The sequence below is a fragment of the Desulfoplanes sp. genome (genome assembly GCF_054921335.1).
This window is the reverse complement of sequence record NZ_JBUDSQ010000004.1, coordinates 14,806-38,336: the sequence shown is the minus strand read 5'-3', so window position 1 is coordinate 38,336 and position 23,531 is coordinate 14,806. Positions and strand designations below refer to the sequence as shown.

At 54.2% G+C, this 23,531-nt stretch carries 24 protein-coding genes and 1 tRNA gene; 10 read left to right on the top strand and 15 right to left on the bottom strand.

The genetic code is table 11. The annotated features are described in order from the left end of the window. Positions 1-42 precede the first annotated feature (42 nt). On the bottom strand, positions 43-423 hold the full coding sequence (locus ACY692_RS01850) for a rhodanese-like domain-containing protein (RefSeq protein WP_462323627.1): 381 nt from the start codon (positions 421-423) through the stop codon (positions 43-45). A 268-nt stretch (positions 424-691) separates the two neighbouring features. On the opposite strand from ACY692_RS01850, the gene ACY692_RS01845 reads away from it, so the two are divergent. Then, entirely contained in the window at positions 692-883 is a 192-nt protein-coding gene (locus tag ACY692_RS01845; protein ID WP_462323626.1) for a hypothetical protein, read from the top strand. A gap of 287 nt (positions 884-1,170) precedes the next feature. Here ACY692_RS01845 and ACY692_RS01840 read toward each other — a convergent pair whose 3' ends face one another. Further along, positions 1,171-1,461 carry a hypothetical protein gene (locus ACY692_RS01840; protein WP_462323625.1) on the bottom strand — a complete coding sequence of 97 codons (291 nt, stop codon included), beginning with the start codon at positions 1,459-1,461 and terminating at the stop codon, positions 1,171-1,173. Positions 1,462-1,621: 160 nt separating this feature from the next. On the opposite strand from ACY692_RS01840, the gene ACY692_RS01835 reads away from it, so the two are divergent. Then, positions 1,622-1,786, top strand: coding sequence for a hypothetical protein (locus tag ACY692_RS01835; RefSeq protein ID WP_462323624.1), 165 nt, complete (start codon positions 1,622-1,624; stop codon positions 1,784-1,786). A 156-nt stretch (positions 1,787-1,942) separates the two neighbouring features. Here ACY692_RS01835 and ACY692_RS01830 read toward each other — a convergent pair whose 3' ends face one another. The 3 genes from ACY692_RS01830 to ACY692_RS01820 form a co-directional block, all read right to left on the bottom strand. After that, positions 1,943-3,028 (bottom strand): LptF/LptG family permease, encoded by a 1,086-nt coding sequence (locus ACY692_RS01830; RefSeq protein WP_462323623.1) that lies wholly within the window; start codon positions 3,026-3,028, stop codon positions 1,943-1,945. Further along, complete coding sequence (gene lptF, locus ACY692_RS01825) at positions 3,018-4,208, bottom strand: LPS export ABC transporter permease LptF (RefSeq protein ID WP_462323622.1); 1,191 nt, start codon at positions 4,206-4,208, stop codon at positions 3,018-3,020. The genes ACY692_RS01830 and lptF overlap by 11 nt, the downstream gene beginning before the upstream one ends. 136 nt (positions 4,209-4,344) lie before the next feature. Continuing rightward, positions 4,345-4,530, bottom strand: a complete 186-nt coding sequence (locus tag ACY692_RS01820; RefSeq protein WP_462323621.1) for a hypothetical protein — start codon at positions 4,528-4,530, stop codon at positions 4,345-4,347. 305 nt (positions 4,531-4,835) lie between these two features. Here ACY692_RS01820 and ACY692_RS01815 point away from each other — a divergent pair, with 305 nt between their 5' ends. The 4 genes from ACY692_RS01815 (at position 4,836) to ACY692_RS01800 (ending at position 8,351) form a co-directional block, all read left to right on the top strand. Further along, entirely contained in the window at positions 4,836-5,627 is a 792-nt protein-coding gene (locus ACY692_RS01815) for an amino acid ABC transporter substrate-binding protein (RefSeq protein WP_462323620.1), read from the top strand. 144 nt (positions 5,628-5,771) lie between these two features. After that, entirely contained in the window at positions 5,772-6,788 is a 1,017-nt protein-coding gene (locus tag ACY692_RS01810; RefSeq protein WP_462323619.1) for an ABC transporter permease subunit, read from the top strand. Continuing rightward, on the top strand, positions 6,775-7,554 hold the full coding sequence (locus ACY692_RS01805; RefSeq protein WP_462323618.1) for an amino acid ABC transporter ATP-binding protein: 780 nt from the start codon (positions 6,775-6,777) through the stop codon (positions 7,552-7,554). The genes ACY692_RS01810 and ACY692_RS01805 overlap by 14 nt, the downstream gene beginning before the upstream one ends. 2 nt (positions 7,555-7,556) lie before the next feature. Next, positions 7,557-8,351, top strand: coding sequence for an undecaprenyl-diphosphate phosphatase (locus ACY692_RS01800; RefSeq protein ID WP_462323617.1), 795 nt, complete (start codon positions 7,557-7,559; stop codon positions 8,349-8,351). A gap of 109 nt (positions 8,352-8,460) precedes the next feature. Here the strand turns inward: ACY692_RS01800 and ACY692_RS01795 are convergent, their stop codons facing one another. The 7 genes from ACY692_RS01795 to ACY692_RS01765 all read right to left on the bottom strand — a co-directional run bounded on the left by ACY692_RS01795 (position 8,461) and on the right by ACY692_RS01765 (position 17,952). After that, a complete protein-coding gene (locus ACY692_RS01795; protein WP_462323616.1) occupies positions 8,461-11,343 on the bottom strand; it encodes an Hpt domain-containing protein in 2,883 nt (960 codons plus the stop codon). A gap of 66 nt (positions 11,344-11,409) precedes the next feature. Further along, the gene (locus ACY692_RS01790) at positions 11,410-11,778 is read right to left on the bottom strand and encodes a response regulator (RefSeq protein ID WP_462323615.1); all 369 of its coding nucleotides are present in this window, start codon (positions 11,776-11,778) and stop codon (positions 11,410-11,412) included. A 43-nt stretch (positions 11,779-11,821) separates the two neighbouring features. Beyond that, positions 11,822-12,223, bottom strand: a complete 402-nt coding sequence (locus ACY692_RS01785; RefSeq protein WP_462323614.1) for a PilZ domain-containing protein — start codon at positions 12,221-12,223, stop codon at positions 11,822-11,824. 2 nt (positions 12,224-12,225) lie between these two features. Next, positions 12,226-13,107 (bottom strand): CheR family methyltransferase, encoded by an 882-nt coding sequence (locus ACY692_RS01780; protein ID WP_462323613.1) that lies wholly within the window; start codon positions 13,105-13,107, stop codon positions 12,226-12,228. Beyond that, entirely contained in the window at positions 13,107-15,065 is a 1,959-nt protein-coding gene (locus ACY692_RS01775; RefSeq protein ID WP_462323612.1) for a HEAT repeat domain-containing protein, read from the bottom strand. Before ACY692_RS01775 ends, ACY692_RS01780 begins: the two co-directional genes overlap by 1 nt. Before the next feature lie 234 nt (positions 15,066-15,299). Then, positions 15,300-16,355 (bottom strand): protein-glutamate methylesterase/protein-glutamine glutaminase, encoded by a 1,056-nt coding sequence (locus tag ACY692_RS01770; protein WP_462323611.1) that lies wholly within the window; start codon positions 16,353-16,355, stop codon positions 15,300-15,302. 79 nt (positions 16,356-16,434) lie between these two features. Next, the gene (locus tag ACY692_RS01765; RefSeq protein ID WP_462323610.1) at positions 16,435-17,952 is read right to left on the bottom strand and encodes a GAF and HD-GYP domain-containing protein; all 1,518 of its coding nucleotides are present in this window, start codon (positions 17,950-17,952) and stop codon (positions 16,435-16,437) included. Positions 17,953-18,298: 346 nt separating this feature from the next. Here ACY692_RS01765 and ACY692_RS01760 point away from each other — a divergent pair. Further along, a tRNA-Pro gene (locus ACY692_RS01760) sits at positions 18,299-18,375 on the top strand. 181 nt (positions 18,376-18,556) lie between these two features. Here the strand turns inward: ACY692_RS01760 and ACY692_RS01755 are convergent. From ACY692_RS01755 to yihA, 3 genes are all read right to left on the bottom strand, one after another. Next, positions 18,557-19,798, bottom strand: a complete 1,242-nt coding sequence (locus tag ACY692_RS01755; protein ID WP_462323609.1) for a uracil-xanthine permease family protein — start codon at positions 19,796-19,798, stop codon at positions 18,557-18,559. 304 nt (positions 19,799-20,102) lie between these two features. After that, positions 20,103-20,729 (bottom strand): uracil phosphoribosyltransferase, encoded by a 627-nt coding sequence (upp, locus tag ACY692_RS01750; protein WP_462323608.1) that lies wholly within the window; start codon positions 20,727-20,729, stop codon positions 20,103-20,105. 300 nt (positions 20,730-21,029) lie between these two features. Beyond that, a complete protein-coding gene (gene yihA / locus ACY692_RS01745; protein ID WP_462323607.1) occupies positions 21,030-21,632 on the bottom strand; it encodes a ribosome biogenesis GTP-binding protein YihA/YsxC in 603 nt (200 codons plus the stop codon). Between the two features lie 300 nt (positions 21,633-21,932). Here yihA and ACY692_RS01740 point away from each other — a divergent pair, with 300 nt between their 5' ends. From ACY692_RS01740 to ACY692_RS01730, 3 genes are all read left to right on the top strand, one after another. After that, the gene (locus tag ACY692_RS01740; RefSeq protein ID WP_462323606.1) at positions 21,933-22,751 is read left to right on the top strand and encodes a hypothetical protein; all 819 of its coding nucleotides are present in this window, start codon (positions 21,933-21,935) and stop codon (positions 22,749-22,751) included. Positions 22,752-22,988: 237 nt separating this feature from the next. Then, positions 22,989-23,192, top strand: a complete 204-nt coding sequence (locus tag ACY692_RS01735) for a hypothetical protein (protein ID WP_462323605.1) — start codon at positions 22,989-22,991, stop codon at positions 23,190-23,192. Continuing rightward, the gene (locus ACY692_RS01730; protein WP_462323604.1) at positions 23,185-23,526 is read left to right on the top strand and encodes a PilZ domain-containing protein; all 342 of its coding nucleotides are present in this window, start codon (positions 23,185-23,187) and stop codon (positions 23,524-23,526) included. The genes ACY692_RS01735 and ACY692_RS01730 overlap by 8 nt, the downstream gene beginning before the upstream one ends. Positions 23,527-23,531: the final 5 nt, after the last annotated feature.

Below are 23,531 nucleotides of genomic sequence, written 5' to 3'. Positions count from 1 at the left end.
TTGTGCGCCCTGTAGACATGGTTTACAAGGCGCACGGAACCATTACGAGATAATCTTTGCCAAGGCACCGGGCTTGAGTGCCGCGGCCATGGCGTCGGTCCCCGAGGTCATTCCCTTGACCTCCTCATATCCCTTGGAAAGAAGATAGAGGTAACACATGGCCGCACGGAACGCCGTGGCACAAAAGGGAATGATGAACTTGTCGCGGGGAATTTCATCCAGCCGGTCAGGGACCTGCTCAAGAGGAATGTGCTTGGCGAAAGCAAACCCCATGTAGTCGACCTCCTCCGTAGCCCGGACATCGAGAAAAAAGAAATGGTCATTGTTTACAAGAGGCAGTGCCTCAGCCATGCTCATTCCATACTCACCAGTGGCAAAAAATTCGAAATCCATATCGCGTAGAACGTCTTCACAAGCCTTCATCGTGCCGTTACCTCCTTGGGTAGATTCGTAGTACAAAAACGCATACCCCCTACCCCAAATCCGGAGTAAAAAAAAGCATCTTTGTGCAAACATCCCTTGCAGAAAACACCCCGGCGATCCCCCTCTCCCTCTTCCCCGGGCCCATATACACAGGAACCGGGGGGGAACATCCTATTGAAAAGCCCCGCGTTCTTTGGCAGATTCTTTTCTATCGGGGTTCCCTTTTCCCGTGTTTTTTTCACCCTCCCACATCCAGGACAGCGGGCAGATGCAACAAAAAATACCACAGGACCTTGTCGGGGTGATCGGTAGCACACGCGTATGTTCCGGCAACCGTCTCAAAGACAATGTGGCCAAGGAGGTTCTCGCCAAGCTCCTCCGGGAAAAGGGGAACACATGGGTCAGAAAAAACCGGGCAGAGGTCCGAAAAACCATTGATTCGCTCACCGCTATTCTTTAAGTGTTCCACTTCTGGTCAATGGTTCGTTCTCTTATCCAAACAAGATGTCTACTAGGTAAAAATCCATGTGTCCCTTTTCAGCCAACTGCAAATTTTTCATTTTCTTCCAGCAATCCGACAACCCACGTATCAAAACATCGGTCAAGAATATCTGCAAAAGCGAGGATGCCTGGCGGGGGTGTATCCGGGCTCTGATGATACAAAAACACGGGCACACGGACCTTGCGGTGGATATAGGCCCGGAAGGACGACAGGTCTGAAAAGCCCCCGGATGACGGATTCAGGGACTATGTTCCCATCCTTTCTTCCATGACACGGCGGTACTCGGCGGCAAAAAAAGAATCGATATCCTTGATGTCCGCATGGATCTCGTGACAATCGAATCCGTTCTTGATGGTGAAGTCGGCAAACGCTCTGCCCGAAGTACCTGAGTGGGCCATCATGACGAACCCGTCCCCATCCTTCATGTACAAGGCATAGGATCCGTCCGAGCGGATCTCCAAGGAATATTCCCTCGCCCAGTTCAAAGGATCACTGCCGGTGTTGACCGCTCCGAGATAATGCCCAGGTAGTTGCATAGTTTTGTTCACTGTTTGACGGCGGGCAGGCATGTCTCCGATTTCTGCAGCGCATTGCTTGCGAGCCTGGTTTTAGTCTTGATTTCAGACTGTTGGAGCGGATAGATTCTGATCCAAATAATTTTTCTACAATGGAATACAAACGACAAATGGGGGCAAAATGCACGCGTACAAGGCAGACAGGGCCATTGTTAACGAAGAGGATTTCGAGGAGATTGAGTCCAACCTCGTATATATCGACCGCGCGGGTGGATTCGTGGCCATAACAGATCCCTCCAGTCAGGACGCTCTGCTCGTGGAACTTGATCCTTCCCAAACCGAGTAATCCACCTTTCGACCAACCACTACCCCTCAATATAAGGAGGTCTGTCATGTTTTTGAAATGTCTTTTATACATTTCGCTCTTTCTCGGTTCGGCGATTGCTTTGGTCGTCGTTCTGAAAAAAAAACTCTCCCCCGAAAAAAGACATCCCTGATCCATTCATAGCCGTCGTCGCCATTGCAGCAGGCCAAAAACCGACACGAGTCCTCCCCCAAAACCCATGTTGGCCGCCCATGCGGCCAACATGGGTGGGAGCATTCCGCTTTCCCCAGCCGCCGTTGCCAGGACAAAGGCTACATAATAGACAAAAATACATAGCAGCCCCGCAAGGACGCACCCATAGATATTGGAGATGGCAAGGGTCAACAAAATGGCCACCCCCCCCATGACCACCAACGAAAAGGGGTAGGACAGCTTGCTATAGAGTGCGGTTGCCAGCCCTTCGACATTGGACCCTGTCTCTCCCAGCCCTTTTACGATCCCGGCAAGACGCCAGTAACTGAGATATTGGGGGGCTTTTTCGCGCTCAAGAGTGACAAACGAGCGGGGATCCACAGCCAGCTCCAGGTCGAGCCGTCGTTTGCGCTCCCGCATGAATGTTTTCAGCTGGATCAACTCCACACCGCGCAGCCTCCATGTACGATCAACGACGTTGACAAAATCCGCCTCAACGATCCGCTCCACCCCATCACCGTCCACGGAGAGGGTGGAGACCACCACCCCCCTTCCCTTGCCCGTGATCGGCTGGAACCGCTTGACATGGATGATTTCCCGCCCTTCCCTGAACCATAGATCATGCACGACCTGACGCGAGAGCTGTTTTTTCCGGACCTCCTCCTTCCAGATACGGTGCGCCGTGTCGTATCCCGCCGTCCCGAGAATCTGGGAAAAAAGGAATAGAATCCCCGTCCACACCAGGGCGTAGACAAGAACGATCCTGCCGATCCGAGCAAAAGGCACAGCACAGGAGGCCAGGGCGATAATTTCTCGATTGCGGTGCATCAGACTGAACTGCACGAGCAGGGCGAGCAAAAAGACCGCAGGAAAAATCTGGGAGACGATCAGGGGGGTCTTGGCGACAAAATACCACACGATCGTTGGACCATCGACATTGGCCTTTAAAAAATCATCCAATCGGTCAAACAGTTCGATAAGAACGTATATACCGATGCCCGCCCCAAAAACCAGGGCCAGGTAAAAGAGATTTTGCCGGATAAGATACCGGACCAGAATCCTATTGCTCATGGGACTCGCGTTGTTTTGGATGCCCGGTCCACCGCAGCAAAGGACCTAGAAACACGGCAACATTCATGTTTTTCTCACGGGCCACGAGAACAAAACCACCAATGGTGAATATGGCAAAGACCACGTTGGGCATCCACATGGCCAAGGCAGGTCCGAGGTCCCCTGTCTCGGAAAGGACCATACCAAGAGAAAATAGGGAATAGTAGAGCATAAAAAAACCGAGAACAAGCACAAGCCCATACTGTCTGTTCATCCCCTGGAACAAGAAGGCCAGGGGGATGGCAAAAAGTCCGAGTACCAAACAAGCAACCGGCAGGGCATAGCGCTTGTACAATTCGCTTGTGAGATCCCGCCGTTTTTGTCGGTCCCTGTCCGTTTGCGATCCCAACCGGTCCAAACGGGATTCGATTTCATCCATGGACAGAAACTTGATCCGCTTGTCCCCGAGTCCTTTGACCCCCGAAAGGAGTGCGCTCAGATCCATCTTGACCTGATACCGCTCAAAGCCGATCTCATTGATCTCGTCCTTGGTATAACGGTATATGGTACCGTCATTGAGCAAAAAAGCCATCTTCCCGGACACCGGATCAGAGGTGACCCTTCCCCTGGGAGCGACAATGGTTGTCCGCATTCCGGGGTCGGTCCCGTCCTCCACAAAAACCCTTTCCATCTCCCCGGTCCCGGGATCGACCCGGAGGGCAAAAACGGTCAGTCCGGAAAATTCGTGATTGAACACGCCGGGCTGTAGCCGCAGGGTCGCTTTGGTCCTGGCGAGTTCATAAACAGTATGCCTAAAATGGTCCATACCCCAGGAGATCCCGTATAGGGTCATCACCGCACACCCCAAGACCCCAAGCACAGAAAAAAGCACAGGGCCGGGCAAAAAACGGTATACGCCGAGTCCTCCGGCCCGCAGGGCAATGAGTTCCCGGTCGGTGCCCATACGCAAAAACGTCAAAAAAATTGCAAGCATACAGGATACGGGAATAAGAAGGCTCAAGAAAAAAGGACTCAAATAGGCAAAGAGTTTTCCAAGATCGAACAAGGAAATATTCTGCCCCATGACCAGCTCCCGCATCTGCAAAAGCCTGCCGATGAGCAGGACAACGAGGACCGCGCCCAGGCAGACACTGAAAATGGTCACCAGCTCCTTGAAGATCTGACGCTGCAAAATAGACACGAACGTGGTCTCCTCAACTACAACCGGTTTCAAAGGTGGAGTTCCCAATCAGAATCTTTGTCCCAGCATGGGGGCAAAGCTCCCGGGTAGAAATCGCTTCTGTTTCCAACGCCCTGTATCTCAAAATACTCTTGGTTCAGGACTCGGCCTCATCCTTTTCCAGATACAACCGATAGAGATAGCGCTCATCCTCGGGTCCGAGATTGAAACGCATTCCAACATCCCGGAGCAACGTTTTGATCTCCCCCCCCCGGGACCTATTCTCTTCGATCCACTCCACAGCCATACGGAGCTGTTTTCCTTCGGGCATTATAGTTGCCATGTATTCCCTCCTCATGGGACGTGGTTATTGGTTGCGCGTCTCATACGCAGTCCCTTTGCAAAAGTACAGAACCATATCTCCACTTGCAACTTGGCCCCCCTTCGGCTATCTGGATGCGTCGTCCTGCATGGTTTGTCGGAATAGATACCCATCCCTGTCGCCCTTGGGGAAGGAACAATGTTCGAGAGCCGGATCACTTTTTGGGATCGCGTTGAGGCGACCGTTTTTTTTTGCATGTACCTGCGTATTCTGGTGTGCTCTATCCCTGCTAACGACACAATTTTTTCAACCACCAAGGAGGCCCCGTGAAAACCCTGCTCAAGATCCTCGTTCCCCTGTTCTTCCTGGCCCTGGTTGGCACCGCTCAGGCTGCCGACGATTCATGGCAGCAGATCCAGTCCAACGGCGAGTTGCGTATCGGCCTGGACGATGATTTCCCCCCGATGGCCTTCCGCAAGGCCGACGGCAAATTATACGGTTTCGATATCGATTTTGCCGAAGCCGTGGGTAAAAAACTCGGCGTCACCATCAAATGGATCCCCACTGCCTGGAAGGGCGTCATCCCCTCGCTGAAAGCCAACAAGTTCGACTGCATCTGGAACGGCATGACCATCACTCCGGAACGAGAAAAAGAAGTCAGTTTTTCAAAACCGTATATGATGGATGGCCAGGTAGCTGCCGTTGTCATGACCAACAATTCCATCAAGACTCCCGCTGATCTTGGGGGCAAAATCGTGGGCATCCAGCAGGGCTCCACCGCCATGAAGGCCATTGAGGCCCTGCCTGAGAAACCGGCTGCGCTCAAGCAGTACGAAACCAACCCCAAGGCCATGCTCGATCTGGAATCCGGTCGGCTGAACTGCGTGGTCCTGGACAACCTTACTGCCCGGGACATCATTTCCAAAAAACCCGGTGTCTACAAAATTCTTCCCAAATTCATCACCAAGGCACCCTTTGGCGTTGCCTTCCGCAAGTCCGACAACACCCTGCGCCAGAAAGTTCAGCAGGCCATCGACGCATTGGTCGCCAACGGCGAAACTGCCAAAATCTCCAGAAAGTGGTTTGCCGAAGACCTGACCAATCCCGCAACCTGGTAGGAGATATCCACGTCCCGGTTGCGAAACCGATTGCGTGAAATCTGGGGTTCCTCGTCCTTATTTGGGGATGGGGAACCCGTTTTTTCTCATTTTTTAGCAACAACGCAGGGAATTGTCTTGAGGCATAACACAACGAAGATCCCCGTGACGGGCAGGCATGCGAAACCGCTCCTGCTCGTCTTCTTGTTTCTGGTATCCCTTGCATGGAGCGCACCGTGTCTGGCTGAAAGCCCGAGCGAACTGCTCATCAAGGGCAGAAATGCCCTGAGCATCGGGGATATTCAGACAGCCACCAACGTGCTGCACCAGGTGCCGGCTCCCGGTGATAAGGGTGACGACGGCAGCTTTGTCCAAAGCCGCATGCTCCTCGCCCGCATGTTCTTTTCCATCAAGAATTACGAAAAAGCCACCGATGCCTGCCTGGAAGTCCTGGCCGTGTATCCGGACAATCCCGAGGCCACGAACTTTCTGGCGGCCATCGATCAGGTTGACCGGCCCCTCTACGTCCAATTCTTTCTGGATACCGTCAAATTCCTCCCGGCCCTGGCCAAGGGCACGGTCATGACCCTGCTCTTGGTTGTTTTGACCATTCTCATCTCACCCATCGGTGGATTGCTCATAGCCCTGGGCAGGATCAGTTCCTTCAAGCCCCTAAACGTGCTGTGCTGGTTCATCATCTGGATTTTCCGGGGCACCCCGCTTCTCCTCCAGCTCTTCTTCATTTATTATGCACTGCCCACCTTTGGGCTGACTCTTAAACCCATCACAGCAGCCATTATGGGGCTATCCCTGAACTACTCGGCCTACCTGGCCGAAATCATCCGGGGGGCCATCCAGAGCATCGACTACGGCCAGACCGAGGCGGCGAAGGCCCTGGGCATGACCTACGCACAGTCCATGCGAAGAATCATCATTCCGCAGACCTACAAACGGCTCATGCCCCCGGTGGGCAACGAATTCATCGCCCTGATCAAGGACACGGCCCTGGTTTCGACCATCGCCATGGTCGAACTCATGCGGTCTGCAGACCTGCTTTTCAACACCTATTTCAACATCACGGTCCTCGTTCTTGCCGCCATGGTCTATCTCGCCATGACATCGGTGTTTACGGTGATCTTTGAAAAAATCGAAGCCATCGTGGGAGCCTATGAAAACCGATAATCCCGCCCCGCTCATCCGTTTGTCCCATATCGTCAAGCGGTTCGGTTCGCTCACGGCAGTGGACGACGTTTCACTGGAAATCAATCCCGGCGAGAAGCTGGTCATCATCGGTCCGTCGGGCTCGGGTAAATCGACCCTGCTCCGTGCAATCAATTTTCTGGAGGAGATCGACGACGGAGCGATCCTCTTTGAGGGCAAGGAAGTCGGATACGTGCACAAAAAGGGGCGAATGGTCCTGGACAAACCAGCGAACATCTGCAAGCTCCGCTCAGAAATCGGCATGGTCTTCCAGCACTTCCACCTCTTTCCGCACATGACCGTACTGGGCAACGTCATGGAAGGGCCCCTGACCGTCCAGAAAAAGTCCCACAAGGAAGCACGGGACGTCGCCATGACCATGCTCAAGAAGGTGGGTATCGACGACAAGAAGGACGTGTTCCCGGCCACACTCTCGGGGGGGCAAAAACAGCGGGTGGCCATTGCCCGTGCCATTGCCATGCGCCCGAAACTGATGCTCTTTGACGAACCGACCTCGGCCCTGGACCCGGAACTGGTGGGCGAGGTTTTCGAGACCATCCGCTCCCTGGCCATCGAGGGCATGACCATGATCGTGGTCACCCACCAGATGGGTTTCGCCCGGGAGATTGCGGACCGGGTCATCTTCATGGAACAGGGGGGATTCATTGCCGAGGGCGAGGCCAGGGACTTTTTCAGCCAAAACCAGAACAACGAGCGGGTACAGAGCTTTCTCGCCAAGATACTGTAAATATGGACCATTCACTCTCCGCCATCATTCTTGGAATCATCGAAGGATTGACCGAGTTTCTTCCGGTCTCCTCCACTGGTCATCTGATCATCAGCGGACACCTGCTCGGATTCACCGGGCTCAAGGCCGATGTCTTTGAGGTGTTCATCCAGCTGGGGGCCATTCTGGCCGTTGTCGTCCTGTACTGGCCGACCTTTCTGGGTCTTTTGCGTCCCGATCCCGAGCGATCGTTCACCGGTATCCGAGGGATCACCCTGCTCGTTCTGACATCCATTCCGGCCTCGGTTCTCGGACTTCTGGTCCACAACGAGATCAAGATGTATCTGTTCACCCCCCAGACGGTTGCCTGGGCCCTGGGCATAGGGGCTCTGGCCATCCTTGCCGTTGAACGCATGTCCATCACCAAAAAATTCACCTCCCTGGATGCCATAACCCCCAAGCTGGCCCTGGGCATAGGGTGCTTCCAATGTTTGGCCCTGTGGCCGGGATTTTCGCGGTCCGCCTCGACCATCCTCGGGGGGATGCTCCTGGGTGCCGACCGCAAATTGGCCGCAGAATATTCCTTTATTGCAGCGGTCCCTATCATGATCGCGGCAACGGGCTTCGACCTCCTCTCCCACTGGACCCTTTTCGAGCGTGGGGACATCCTTGTCCTGGGCATAGGTTTTGTGTTCGCCTTTCTATCGGCCTGGGCCGCAGTCAAGGTGTTCATCTCCCTGGTCCAGAGAATATCCCTGCGCCCCTTTGCCTATTACCGTCTGGTCATCGCCCCCCTGGTCCTTTATTTCTGGGGCTGACCGGCCGCATTTCCCTCTTGTCTACACGACAAAGCCCCTGCGCAAAGAAACATCTTCTCGTGCGCAGGGGCTTTGTGTATTTTTGTTCCGTCTCTCGGGATAACTACATCTAGATACCGGCCCGTGATGTGGCCATACGGTATATTTCGTGCGGATCAAGGATGAGAACGACACTCCCGTCGCCCATGATCGTCGCCCCTGAAATGCCGGGGAGATCTCCAAGATAATCCCCCAAGGACTTGATGACCACGTCCTGTCGCTCGAGCAGGGTATCGACGACCAAGCCCAGACGCCGGTCGTTCACAGTCAGGATCACCGTGGGCAGGAGATCGCGTTCCCCCTCGTGACAGGGTACCCCGAGCAGTTCGGCCAGTTCGACCAAGCCCAGAACTTCCCCCCGCAGGGTAACCGCTTTCTGGCCATTGACCTCGTTCAACCGTTTTGTCTCGATCTTTGTCGTTTCGGAGACGGCGTCCAGGGGGATGGCATAGATCGCTCCATCCACCTTGATCATCAACGCGTCAATGATCGCCAGGGTCAGTGGCAGGGTCAAGGTGATACGGGTTCCCTTGCCCAGGTCGGACTGCACGGCTATGCTTCCCTTGAGATTTTTGATGTTATTACGGACCACATCCATTCCCACACCTCGGCCGGAAATATCCGTGATCTTGTCCGCCGTCGAGAAGCCCGGGGCAAACATGAGCTCTATGGATGCCCGGTCGTCCATGGTCCGGGCCTCTTCCTCGGTGATAATCCCCTTCCGGACGGCCTGGGAACGCATTTTTTCCGGATCGATCCCCTTGCCGTCGTCCTCGACCTCGATACCCACGGAATTTCCCTTGTGGAAGGCCCGGAGCCACACAGTGGCCTTTTCCGGTTTTTCTGTCCCCCCTCTGTCCCCGGCGGATTCGATACCATGGTCCACGGCGTTCCGGATCAGATGGACCAGGGGGTCGCCGATTTCTTCGACCACACTCTTGTCCAGCTCCGTATCCTCGCCCTCGGTGATCAATTCGACCTTTTTACCGCTCTTTTGGCTCAAATCCCTCACCAACCGGGGGAACCGTGAAAAAACGGACTGGACGGGCACCATCCGTACATTCATGATCGTATCCTGCAGATCGTCGGATATCCGGCCCACCGAGTAGGTCGTTTCGCTGAGTTTCTGGGCCACCTCGTTCACGTCCTGTCCCTCTTCGAGTCCTCTGGCAAGCATGGCGAACCGATTGCGGTTGATGATCAATTCGCCGATGAGGTTCATGAGATGGTCCAGCTTGGTATGATCGACCCTGATCGTCGAAGAGAGTTTGGCCCGCTGCCCGTTCTTGGTTTTTCCTTCCTTGGGGGCAGGGGCGGAAGTCTTTGGTGGAGACGGCTTGGGAACATTCTTGGACGGCGGCGCAGAACCCGATCCCTGACGTTGCTCCTCGACGGGAGGAGCCTCTGGTACGTTAGAGGGTGGCGATTCCTTGGCCTCTTTGCCTTCCTGGGGAACGGCCGCGGCCGGCGTGTCTTCTTCCCGGGCTTCGGGCAGGGGCTTCTCCTCTCCGCCACTCGACGGGTCCTGCTCGTGTCCCCATGAGGATGTGACCAGTTGCTCCAGGGGGGGGCCTCCGGCCCGTTGGATCTCGTTATCTATTTTTTCCCGGATAATGTCCTTTTCCTGGGACAGGATATCGGTCAGGGCCGAAAAATCCATATCCGAGGATCGCCCCTGATCGACCAGCCCAGCACTCCGTGCCACGTACTCGCTGATCTCCTGCAACCCCATGTATCCCGAAGCGTTCTGGATGCTCACGAAAGAACGGTACAATCCGTCCACGATCTGTGGCTGCGCACTGTCCTCTTCCAGCGCATTCAGGGCAAAATTAATATTCCCCAGCTGCTGCGCCACGGTCTGTGAAAAAATCTGCAGATCCTCAGGATCCCATGCAGAGTCGCCCTGAACCTCCTCGTTTCCTTCAGGTTTCTTCCCGTCTGCCGGCTCTTCTTTTCCGGATTCACGCTCATTGGAAACGGATTCTTCCCTGGCAACAGCAGGAAGCTCGCCGGTTTTTAACAGATGGCGGACACGTTCGGTACTGGCGGACACATCTACCGGGATGACGCGGCCATCCAATTGGATGCTCGCAAGCAGCTCATCCATGGCATCGACCACCTCGAGAAGCAGATCCACAATGCCCTGCGAAACAGCGATCTCATCCTTCCTGACCTTGTTTAGCAAGGTCTCCGCTTCATGGGTCAACCCATTGAGCTCCTTGTATCCGATAATGCCGCTATTGCCTTTGAGATTATGAAAAAACCTGAAGATATCATTGACGATATCACCGCCCGCTTCCGGGTTCTGTTCGAGGGTGAGTAATTTATCATTGAGCTGTTCGACAATCTCCCGGGCCTCCTCGAGAAAATCTCCGAGATGGTCCTGATTGACCAGGGTGAGGTCGTACCCGACTTGCTCCGCCCGCTCTTCCTGCTCCGCCCCCCTATCATCCCTGTCGCCGACCGTTCCCTGCTCTTCCGGGACGTTGGGCTGGGGCACATGTTCCTCGACCGCAGTGGCAGGCTTATCGTGGACGACAGACGCAGAGGGCTCCTGGGTAGCATTGAGCATGCCATCGATTTTTTCGATAACGGAAGCGGTCTCGACATCACCTTCAGTACCGTTTTCTTCGAGATTCTCGATCATTGTCTTGATCGCATCGGTGGACACCAAGACCAGGTCGGTAATGTCGGGCGTCATTTGCATATTGCCCTTGCGTATTTCATCGAGAATATTTTCGGCCTTGTGGGTCAAACCATTGATCCGGGCAAGCCCGAGAAACCCCGAGGCCCCCTTCATAGAATGCATGAGGCGGAAAATATCATCGAGCAGTCCGGGATCGTCCGGTGATTTTTCAAGCTCCAACAATGAAGGTTCGATATTCTCCAAATGTTCGCGAGCCTCGACAATAAATTCGGCGAAAATTTCAGGATCCATAAATTCTTGGCTCATGACCGTTCCTCATAGTGCCCAGCAATACAATTTGTCCTACATTCACCACCCAACAAAAACCATCCACTACCCCAGAAGCATCTTCACGTTACGGACCAACTTTTCGGGCTGAGCCGGTTTGACCATGTATAGATTGGCCCCCAGATTCATCCCCTTTTGGATGTCCTTTTCCTGCCCCTCGGTGGATAGGACGACGATAGGAAGATCCCGGCATCCGTCTTGCTCACGAACGGTTCTGATGAACGTGAACCCATCCATTCTGGGCATATTCACATCCGATACGATCAGGTGTATTTCACCATACGAGTACAATTTTTCCAAACCATCCAGCCCATCTTCAGCGGTCGTGACCTTGAACCCCTCCTTTTTGAGGATAAAGGCGACCAGATTCCGGACGGTTTTCGAGTCATCCACAACAAGTATATGTTTGGTCATCTCTTGCTCCAAGCATTAGTAAGCGCTTCGATCCGGACAAAAATCACTCCAACCCATCCCTGATGAGATTGTTGAGGGCCTTGAGGTCATCCTCATAAACATCCACAAACTCGAGACCGAGCATGACAGCCTCTCCGCCCTCCCCATGCCGGGACCAGACGATTTCAGCCACAGCGGTAATATATTGGCCCAAGTCGTTCTCAAATACCTTGAAAAAACCTGGATGGTACTTGTTCAGACGGGGAATGCATATTTTTACCTGGACCTTTTGGCCCGTCTGAAAATGGTCTGAACATCTTACAGCCAATCCCCCTTCGCTGATATCAACCCCGGTTACCTCGAAAGGGACCATGTCCGTCAAAGGAAAAGTGAATTCGCTCAATTCCATCTTGTACTGTTTGGAAAGGCGCTTGAACTTCCTGCGGTCCTTTTCACTGGCAGTCACGGCTACTCCTTTTTTTGGTACACAATGGCCCCTGGATGATGCTTGGGGGTGAAGGCAGGTGTTATATTGTGCAACGACTCGGAATGACCGATAAAAAGATATCCCCCCGGGAGCAGATTGTCGTAGAAACAGCTTATTACCTGTTTCTTCATGGGATCGTCAAAATAAATGAGCACATTACGGCAAAAAACGATCTGAGAGCGTTGCAGTGTGCGCAGATTCCACCGGTCCTTGAGATTGACCTGCCGGTAGGAAACCATCTTCTTGATCTCATCGTTCACCCTGTATCTTCCGCCGGAAATCCGGGAAAAATACTTGTCGACGATATGTGCCGGCGTCGTCCGCAATGCGTACTCCGAGTACTCTCCTCTCCGCGCACTGGCAAGGACCCCTTCGGAAAGGTCACCCGCAGTGATGCTCACCCGGAAAGATGACAACCTGGGACCAAATACCTCCCGAATAATCATGGCCAGGGTATAGGGCTCTTCGCCTGTCGAACACCCCGCGGACAGGATATGCAGTTCTCGTGAGCCGTTTTTCTCCTCCAGGGACTTCAACGATTGGAGCAGGCCGTTTTCAAGGATCTTGAGCTGGGGCGGGTTGCGGTAAAAGGAGGTCTCGTTCGTGGTGACCACCCGGTACAGGGACGAGAGTTCGGCGGATGCCCCCCGATCGTATTTGAGATAATAGTAATACTCACCATAGTTTTTCAACCCCAAGGCTTTTATCCGGTTCAGCAAACGGTTTTCAAGGAGGTACTTACGGTTGTCCGCTACGAAAATCCCACATTTGTCATAGATAAAGTCACGCAGGAGAAAAAATTCCTCGTCCCTGATCGTTATCTGCTTCTTTACCGAGATGGACGTGGCAAACAGCGAGCCCATCAAATCTCTCCGCCATTCTGGGCCTGTATCGTATCAAGGGCTCGCTCGGCAGCCTCCTGCAGGTCCTGGTCGTCGGTTTCCAGCACCCTGAGGAGCTCCTGAAAGGCCCTTTCTCCACCGATGCGTCCAAGATTCTCGACGACCTTGATACCGACAAGCGGGGTAGAAGATCCCAAGAGAACGATCAAGGAGGGAATGGCCTCCTCCCTTCCCAGTCTTCCCAGGGATTCTATAGCCCTGATCTTGACCCAATCATCCCCGTCATCCAGAGCACGGACCAGAAAGGGAACAGCGCCCGGACATCCCGAACTGCCGACAAGATCCACCAGGCTTCGTCTGATCTCCTCGCTCTCGTCGTCGATCATCCTCGCAAGGACCCTGGAAAGCACATCGGGCTGGGACGCACACAGGCTGACCAATGCCTCCATGGCCACTTTTCTGACATCCACGACCCCGTCGTCCAGGGCCTGTTCAAACAGGTCCACATCGCAGACGATATCGAGCTTGCCGAGTCCGTAGAGTCCCATCATTCTCTTGACCGGATCATCCTGGTTGGCCATGGACTTGAAAACGGCCTCGGCCTTTTCTCCACCAATGGTCACACAGGCGTCCAGGGCAACATCCTTGACGTCGTTGAAACGGTGATCGAGAAAGGGGACGATCTCATCGAGGACATCGTCGGAGCGCATCCTCTTGCCCAAAAAGGTCAGTGCGCTTTTGAGCACATCACCGTCAGTCGCGTCTCTGAGAACCCGGGAAAAAAACGGCTTGGCCGACTCGAACGCGGTATTGGCGATCCCTTTGGCAATGGCCCGCTGGATATCCCGGCCCTTGTCCCAAAAGACGTCCATGCATTCACCGGCGGCGTCGGGCGTCCCCAGCCGAATGAGAACCTCGACGGCCACCCGGCAATTCCTCTCATCATCACTACGGCAGCCGTCATGCAGGACAGGTGAGAACCCCATAGACACCAGGGCATTGATCGCACGGGCATAGCGTTCGGGCTCCACCTCGGGATCGATCCCGGTCGCCAGACTAAAAATCTTTTGGAAGGCATCCTCCCCACCAAGGCTCGACAGCCCAACGATGACCGCATCCTGGATCTCCTGGTCCTCGTCATCAGCGGCCGCTATAAGGTACGCGGCAAAATCCGTTTTCTCCTCCTTGGACAAAAACGACAATGCCTTGGAGCCCATGATATTGACCACGGCCTTGAGGGTCTTGTTCCTGAGTACCGGAGCCGCCTTGCCCAGGTATTTGACCAGTACGGGAACCGATCGGATCTGGCCGATCTCGCCAAGGGCATCGATGATGATCGAGGCGACCAATTCCGAACTCTTGTCCAAGGCTCCCATGAGCGCAGTTATCGAGGCCTCGTCCCGTATCTTCATCAGGGCCTCGATGACCGCAAAATTAACCCAGTCATCGTTCCCCAGGGCTTTGTTCAAGGATTCCGTGGCCTCGGGTTTACCCAATTCTCCAAGGCTGACAGCGGCCTGATAGCGGACATTGATCTCGGTATCGTGGACCAGTGATCCGCACAGAGGGTGCACGGCCATGTAGTCATCCGTGGAACCGAGAATGTCGCTACAAAAAATTCTGATATCGGGATCTTCGTCCTTCAGCAGGGCAATGATCGGTTCAATATTCTGGGAACCGATCTGACGGAGTATATCCATGGACAGATTACGGATGGGCACATCCTCGCTACGGAGCAATGGAATGACCGCTTCGACGACCTCCCTCCCCCCGATCTTGCGCAGGGACATGTCGGCAGCGTCCTGGACCCCGAGATTGGGACTTGTCAGCAACGCGGACAGAAAGGGGATGGCCGCCTTGCTCATCTCCTCCCCGGCCATGAACGCCCCCTCCCGCTGCAGATCGGGATCCTCGCTTTTCAGCAATTCGAACATCTGGTCACAATCCATTCCGCCCCCCACCTCGTCATCTATGGTCAATGTAGCTCCGATAAAAAAAATACGGCAACCTGTCAGCAATTCCCGGTAAAAACAGTCATAAACACAATCATTCCCGATAGATTTGTAGGGACGATTCACGGATTGCCCGTTTTTTCGAGCCCCGGGAGGCGAGAAAAAAACAATGGGTTGGGCATGGGCCGTACAGGACCGGAATATCCTGGCAACCTGTTTGTCACACGAACGGTACCACGTTACACCGACCCCGCCCCATGCTCAATACAGGGCATCCAGGATGGAGCATGGCATGTCTTCGAGGTCGACAACATTGTCGGCCAGCCCCGCTTCGACAATGGCCTTGGGCATTCCGTAGACCACACACGTCTCGTTGCTCTGTGCCAGGGCGTGACCACCACGTTCCTTGAGCTGTCTGATACCTTCCAGGCCATCGCTTCCCATGCCGGTGAGAATGACCCCAAGCCCCCGACGCCCCACCCCCTGGGCCACGGACCCGATGAGCTCGTTGGCCGAAGGTTTGTACAGGGCATCCACGGGTTCGTTTTCGACGACAACATCAATGTGCGTCACCCTCTGACGGATTTTTATGTGTGAACCGCCCGGAGAAATAAAGACCTTGCCGGGTTTGACCACATCCCCGGGTGCGGCCTCCTTGACCTCCAGTGGACTCGCGTCATCAAGCCGCTTGGCAAAGGGACCGGTAAAGGTTTTTGGCATATGCTGGGCAATGAGAATGCAGGCGGGAAAATCGGCAGGGAGTTTCGAAAGAATCTTTTGGACCGCGGGAGGTCCGCCGGTGGACACCCCTATGGCCACGATATCACGGACAACGCTTTTGCGTCCTCGAACCTTGGGCACGACAGGTTTGCGAACAGACGTGGATGTGGCCTTTCTGATCCGAGGGAGAACGGTACGCATCCGCCGTTTGGCAACGGCCTTGACCTTGGCCCGCAATTCAGCCTCGATCCTGACGATATCGAGGCTGACAAGGGAAAGCCGTTTGGCTATAAAATCGACCGCCCCCCTTTCCATGGCCTTGAGAGTTGCCTCGGCACCATCGGTGGTCAACGAACTGATCATCAGGACCGGCCGGGGCATCTCCATCATAATGTGTTTGAGGGCCGTGAGCCCGTCCATCCTGGGCATCTCGATGTCCATAGTCACCACATCGGGATCGAGCTGCCGGACCTTCTCAACGCCTTCTTCACCGTTTCTTGCTGTCCCAATGACCTGGATCTCGGGGTCCTTGTCCAGCATCGTACTAATAGCCTTGCGCATGAAGGCGGAATCATCAACAACAAGTACACGGATCAATCGAAGTATCCTCCTTTTTCACAACAAATCGAGCGGAACACCGCCGGGGGAGTGATGGCATCCATTTTGACAAAAATTATCACAGGCCGGCAAGGCCACCGTCTTCCAGCAAAACGAGCCACTGCCGAACGAGGTCACTCTGCCACTGCGTTCCTGCTCCCTGCTCGAGAATGGAACGGACCGTTCCAGCGGGCAACGCCTTGCGATAGGCCCTGTCCGAGGTCATGGCCTCATAGCTGTCCACGACACTGACAACCCGGGCCAAAAAGGGGATCTCGCTCCCGGCCAATCCTTCCGGGTACCCGTTCCCATCCACGCGTTCATGGTGGTAGTAGACAATCGGAAGAATCTCCTTGAAACTCGTGACCCGGGCAAGGATGTCCCGGCCGACCTGGGGATGCGACTTCATGACCCCGTACTCCTCCGTGGTCAGCTTGCCGGGTTTATTCAAGACGCTGTCGGGAATACCTATCTTGCCGATATCATGGAGCACTCCAGCCATATACAGACTCTCGAGCTCAGCGGAAGACAAGCCCAATGACTGCCCAAGGGCCCGGGCATACTTGGCCACCCGCTCGGAATGGCCACGGGTATAGATATCCTTGGCCTCCACGGCCCGCGCATAGGATCCAATGACCTCCGTGTTCAGGGCCTTCATCTTGGTATACAACCGCGCGTTCTGCAGCGAGGAGGCAATATGGGACGAAAAAACCGTCAACAACTGCAGGTCGGTCGGCGAATAGCCGGGTTTGTCCTCGGTGCGCACAACCGCAATCGTTCCAATTTCCTGGGAGTACTGGACCAGGGGGACAACCATGATTGAATAGGTGAATTCATGGGCAGGAAAGGGGAGCCGGTCGGTTTCGGACTGCACGGATGAACGGTCGATGATCTTGGACTGCCCCTTGTGTTTCACGGTGTCACATACCTTGTTCAGCCAGACAAAAAGATTCTTGTCCTTTCTGAGGAGGGCGCCGCGGACGGTAACCCGATTGAGTGACAGGGAATTTGGAAGGTGGAAGAGAATGCTGTCCGGATTGAAATTCTTCTGCACATGGAACAAAAATTCCTGGACCAGGGCAGACAGATCCAGCTGCACGTTCAATGCGTTGCTCAGGTTGAGCATGCGCACCAGGCTGGAGAGTTTTTTTCTGTCCAGGCGGTCACTCCTATCCTTGAGCACCTTCTTGACCTTCAGGAGCAAGTGTCTGATATTAAAAGGTTTTGGAAGATAGTCGGCCGCACCCATCTTGATGCACTCAACAGCCGTTTCAATAGTCCCAAAACCGGTCATGATCAAAAAATCCGGATCCATGCCCGCATGTTTGACCTTTTCCAGGAGTTCCAAGCCTGACATGTTGGGCATACGGAAATCTGAAAGCACCAGATCGGCAGTGTTCTGATCCAAGTAGTCCAGTGCGTCCTGCCCCGACTCCACACAGACGACATCATACCCGCTCTCCGTGAGGGCCTCTTCGCAGATTTCCCTGAGCCCAGGTTCATCATCGACAACAAGGATCCTCGTTGGCGCGTTTTTTTGTCTGACAGCACCGTGCAATGCTTGGGGCTCTTTGGATTCTGGTTTTGTCGTATTCACGTATCCCTATCCCGGTCTAAACAATTGACACGAAAAAAATCATGCTTCCATACCCCCCAAAAAGGAATGGTGGCCCTGGGTTCGGTCGTTCTTGCGTATCCGAATACACAAATCCCCGTCGGAATGATGCAAAAAACCAGATTAGAAAAACACCACTGCGGCCCAAAGGCAAGTCCTCCCGGATGGATTCCCCGCCGGCCGGACAGGATCGGATGTTTTTTATGCCCGAGCAGGGCCTTATTCGCGAAGAACACTCCTAGTGGGTCGTAAAAAATTATTTCACCAATTACAATAGATATTTCCTCTTGCATTCTTTCAAGAAAATATCTAAAGAATCATTCCTCGACGGGATGTGGCTCAGTTTGGTAGAGCGCTGCGTTCGGGACGCAGAGACCGCGCGTTCAAATCGCGCCATCCCGACCATATAAATCAAGGGTTTGCAGAAGAAATTTTGCGAACCCTTTTTTTAGGTCACACGGATAGGTCATAAGAATAGGTCTCCCTTCCTCTCCCACTCTCTTGCACGCAACGGCTCCACATAAAAAAGGGCGGTGTACCCCCACCGCCCTTTTTGTTAGCACCGTGCAGAATCGAAAATGGAGGGTTACCGCTCCCCTCCGGGCAGGACAAGGTTGAGCACAACACCGAGGATACCGGCCAGACCGATCCCCTTGATGGTGAACTGGCCGGCGGAAAAGGCCATGCCGCCGACACCAAATATGACGATCAGGGCGACGATAGCCAGATTCCTGGCCTTCATCAGATCGATCTGGGCCTTGACCAGATTGTTGATCCCCACCACCATGATCGTGCCGAACAAGAGGATCATGATCCCGCCCATGACAGGGACCGGGATACTGTGCAAAAAGGCCCCGACCTTGCCCACAAAAGAGAGGGCGATGGCCAGGATGGCCGCCCAGGTCATGATAGCCGGATTGAAGACCTTGACCAGGGCCACGGCACCCGTAACCTCGGAGTAGGTGGTGTTCGGGGGGCCGCCCAAAAACGAGGCCAGAAAGGTGGCCAGTCCGTCGCCAAGCATGGTCCGGTTCACGCCGGGTTCCTTGAGATAATTCTTGCCGGTAATCGAGCTGATGGCGATGACATCCCCAAAGTGCTCGATGGCCGGGGCAATGGCCACGGGGACGATGAACAAAATGGCCTGCCAATTGAATTCGGGGAGGGTGAAGTTGGGCACCGCAAACCAGGGGGCCTTGGCCACCTCGGTGAAATCCACGATCCCCATAAAAAAAGAGGTCACATACCCAATGATAATGGCGCAGAGGATGGGGATAAGTCGAAAGACTCCCTTGCCGAAAACGGAAGCGACCACCGTTGTGGTCAAGGAAACCATGGATACAATAAGGGCGGTCTTTTCCGGCACCAAAACCGCGGCCCCATCACCGGTCTTCCCCATGGCCATATGTACGGCAACCGGCGCAAGAACCAGTCCGATGACCATGATCACCGGCCCGGTAACGACCGGGGGCAACAGGCGTTCTATGGCCCCTGTTCCCCGCCAGGCGATGAACATACTGAGCACGACATAAAAAATCCCGGCAGCAGCGAGACCGCACATTGTCGCAGGAATCCCCCATGTTTGCACACCGTAGATGATCGGGGCGATAAAGGCAAACGAGGAGGCCAAAAAAATGGGCACACTATGTTTGGTGACCAGCTGAAAAACAAGTGTTCCCGCCCCTGCAGTGCACAGGGCTACGTTGGGATCGAGTCCCGTGAGCAAAGGGACCAGTACCAGGGCTCCAAAAGCCACAAAAAGCATCTGTCCGCCCAGCAGACAGTCCTTGACCCGAAAATCATATTCGGTCGAAATCTTCTCAGCCATCATTACCTCCATTTCTATCCCGTTCTGGTGGGATCTACAGGTAAGTTACAGGAAAAACATGTCACCAATCGTACCGCGCTTCGGTTATTGGGGCCTTTACCACAAACTCCGTCAAGCGTGTCAGCGATCCGGACGCACTGTCATGACCTCATCCCGGCATCGGAATGAACCGTATCGCAAAAGATCCCGGGTCAAATCCAGCATGACGCCTGAGCACTGTCAGAATGATCTGGTTTGACAGTCTCCATTTTTCAACAGCTCTGCGAGAGGATTGCAACAGCCAAAAAAAAATAGGCCAACAGGCCTATTTCGTTCCAAAAATTTTGTCTCCGGCATCGCCGAGACCGGGAATGATGTATCCTTTTTCATTCAAATGGTCATCGACCGCGGCCACATAGACCTCGACATCCGGGTGGGCCTCTTCGAGGTTCTTGAGCCCTTCCGGGGCCGCCACGAGAAAAACGCCCTTGATATTCTTGCATCCCGCCTTCTTGAGCAGATCGATGGTTGCCAGGAGGGTTCCTCCGGTCGCGAGCATGGGGTCGAGGATCAGGGCGATACGGTGTTTGATATCCTTGGCCAGTTTGACATAGTATTCCACCGGCTGCAGTGTCTCTTCATTGCGATAGAACCCGACCACACTCACCTTGGCCCCCGGAATCAGATCCAGGACACCGTCCTGCATGCCCAATCCGGCACGCAAAATGGGAACAACGGTTATCTTTTTTCCCCTTATGGCCTCCACCTCCACAGGTCCGGCCCACCCCTTGATGGTCTTCTTTTCCATCTCGAGATCCTTGGTGGCCTCGTAGGTAAGAAGTCTGGCAATTTCCGAGGCCAGGGCCCGGAAGTTCTTCGTGGTCACATCGTCCCTGCGGATGATCCCGAGCTTGTGCCTGACAAGTGGATGATCAACGACATGTACGGGCATATATATTCCTCCTTGAAACAGATAATGGAACCGTAAAAATGTTTGGTCAAAAACTGGGAAATCTATACGCGAAAGGAAAAATGAGTCAAGAAAACTTGGGAGAAGGTTTTTGGGAATGATCTTTTTTTAACCAATAATTACAGAATGTAAGAAGCAAAAAAACTTTTCATGGTCGCCAGCCTAATCCAGTAAGGACCCCTTGCTCTCCGCTTAGAGATGGATTTGGGGCCGGCGGCCGTTCCCGGGACCAAGAATTCCCGGGCCGATCCCATGCTCATGGATGGGCCATTGCCCCCCCTTCTACACTTTCTTTTCGCTATCAAAATTGACCCCGGCGGCCGCCCCCAACAGGCTCCACAGACGGTCCCTGTTCATTCCGGTTTTGCTCGAGACGCACAAGGGCGGGTGGGCAAGATCGAGCAAACTCTGCCATTTTTTCTGTATCTTGGCCCTATCCCGCTGTTTGCATTTGTCTGCCTTGGTCAAAACCGGTATCAGCTGGACCCCCATGCTCGAAACATATCTTGCCAATTCGATATCCAGAACCTGAGGGCTCAGCCGGCAATCAAACAGTGACACAACCGCCTTGAGATACGGGTTCTTCTCCATGTAGGCCTGGATGAGTTGACGCCATTTCTCCCTTTCATTTTTGGAACACCGGGCGTACCCATATCCGGGAAGATCGACGAGATAAAATCCACCGGGATCGACGCGGTAAAAATTCAGACTTCTGGTCTTGCCGGGGGAGGAACTGATCTTGGCCAGTTTTTTTCGACCAGCCAAACAGTTTATCAGGGAGGATTTCCCCACATTGGACCGTCCAGCCATGGCTACCTGGACAGAAGGGACCACTGCGAGCTGCTCCATGGTATAGACGGTTGTTTCAAGAGAGAGTAAGGGCATAGGGAGACCTTGAAAAAAGTTCGGAAAAAAAGCTGGAAACGGAGCGGACCATATGGACCTTGACGGGTCCGATAGAGCTCGTGCAAGAAAGATGAATACATCCCGGATGCTGGGCCATAGCATATGGAGCCGTTTATCCAGCAGACCGGTCGGAGTGGAAACATCGTTCCGTTCCGGCATCGGTGGACAACAAGAAGCCTGCCACTGCCTACTGTGTCCCGCGCATTTCCTCAACTCTTAATTGTTCCCTCCTCTTGGTGAGCGACCCCATCGTATCTACCGTAACCCAGCGAGGTTTCCATGCGACGTTTTTTCATCCCTGCTCTTTTTCTTGCCCTTCTTGGAGCGTGCACTCCCAAACCGGTGAGCGTGACCCATTTCACGACATCCGGCAATCCGGAACCCATCTCTAAATCAGCCAAAGTTACTGTCACCCTGACCGGCCCCCGGATTGCCGCCCATGAAAATATCGAGCAACTTTTCTGGGATGAGGCCACCCAGAAGGGCATGGCCCTCATTGGGACCGATTATGTCCGTCACGCCCCCCTGGTGCGTGCCATTGACACCCCTTCGGTCTCCCTGCAGCCCGAACGGCTGTTTACGGGCCTGGGAAGGGTGGAGCGAACTTTCGACCCCCAGACAAGGGACTATCGTCAAGAGGCGATCTTCAAATCGGTTTTTATTCCCGAAAAATCCCGGGCCGGTCAAATCATCCGCCTGGAAGACAACCGTGATATCGCAAGCATGAAAGACCGGACAACCCTGCGTTTTTTCTCATCGTCCCGTGTGTTTTCCCCGGCCTTCTTTGTCATTGCAGAGCGGATCCAGAGCGAGGATCTCGCTTTTCTAAAAATCATCGGGTGGGGGAGGATCATCCAGTCCCTTGATGAACCCCCGGTTGGAGATACGCCAGCACCCGGTGGCACTCTGTGTCTGGCGGAGATCGAGGAATCGAGCAAGGAGGTGGAAAAGGGGGACATCGTCTTTCTTCTCGAAGTCACGGGCAGGGCCATTGCCCCCCCAAGACCCGCCGCAGTGACCACCCAAACAGCTCCCGCGGAAATCATCGTGGAGCCAAGATGGAGACCCGAGCCCACGCTTCCGGGGGAAACCAAATAACCCCACCAGCCCCCAAATAACCGGAACGGGGGATAGCTTATATCCGGCCACAACACCTACAAAGCCGTTTTGCTCAGAGCAGAACGGCTTTTTTTTGGGGGAAGTGTCTGACAAGTGTAGACAAGCATCCGCCCCTGGCCTTTCAGCCTTTTGAATAATTGGATTTGCCTTTTCCGGCACGTTTTTTCCTAGACCCTGGCTACCCCAACGAATCATCCATTTTTCAAGGAGTCCGGTATGTACACTACAATCTTCATCTTCTGCGTACTGGGACTGGGACTGATCTATTCCGTTTTCTTCCGGAATATGCACTGCCGGGGCCCCCTGATCCCCGATGCCCGGTTCAAAAGGCTCAAGGCCGAGGAGTATTCCCGTTACCGTCAGGGTAGCAAAACATCCGCGGAACACTGCGCATACGCCCAAGGATCTTGCCATGCATGAGTTACCCCGCTTACACCTGCGCAATGCCTGTCTTGTTCCTGTCTCCATTACCGAACATCCCGGGAACAGGAACTTTCCAGGGACCGTGTACAATTTCAGCGAGGGCGGATTGTATATCGAGTCAGGGTATCCCATCCACCCATCGGATACGCTCATCGTCCGGATTTCAGGAGACCTGGAACAGGGGCATCCCTTTCTGCAAAAAGGAGTCCTTTATCTTGGCACAGTCATCTGGACAAGGAATCTTCTCCACTCGCTGACCGCGGATTACGGACTGGGGATCAGGCTGATGATGTGCGAGTGGAGGAATAATGGCTGGTCGTGCACGGCCTGAGCCAT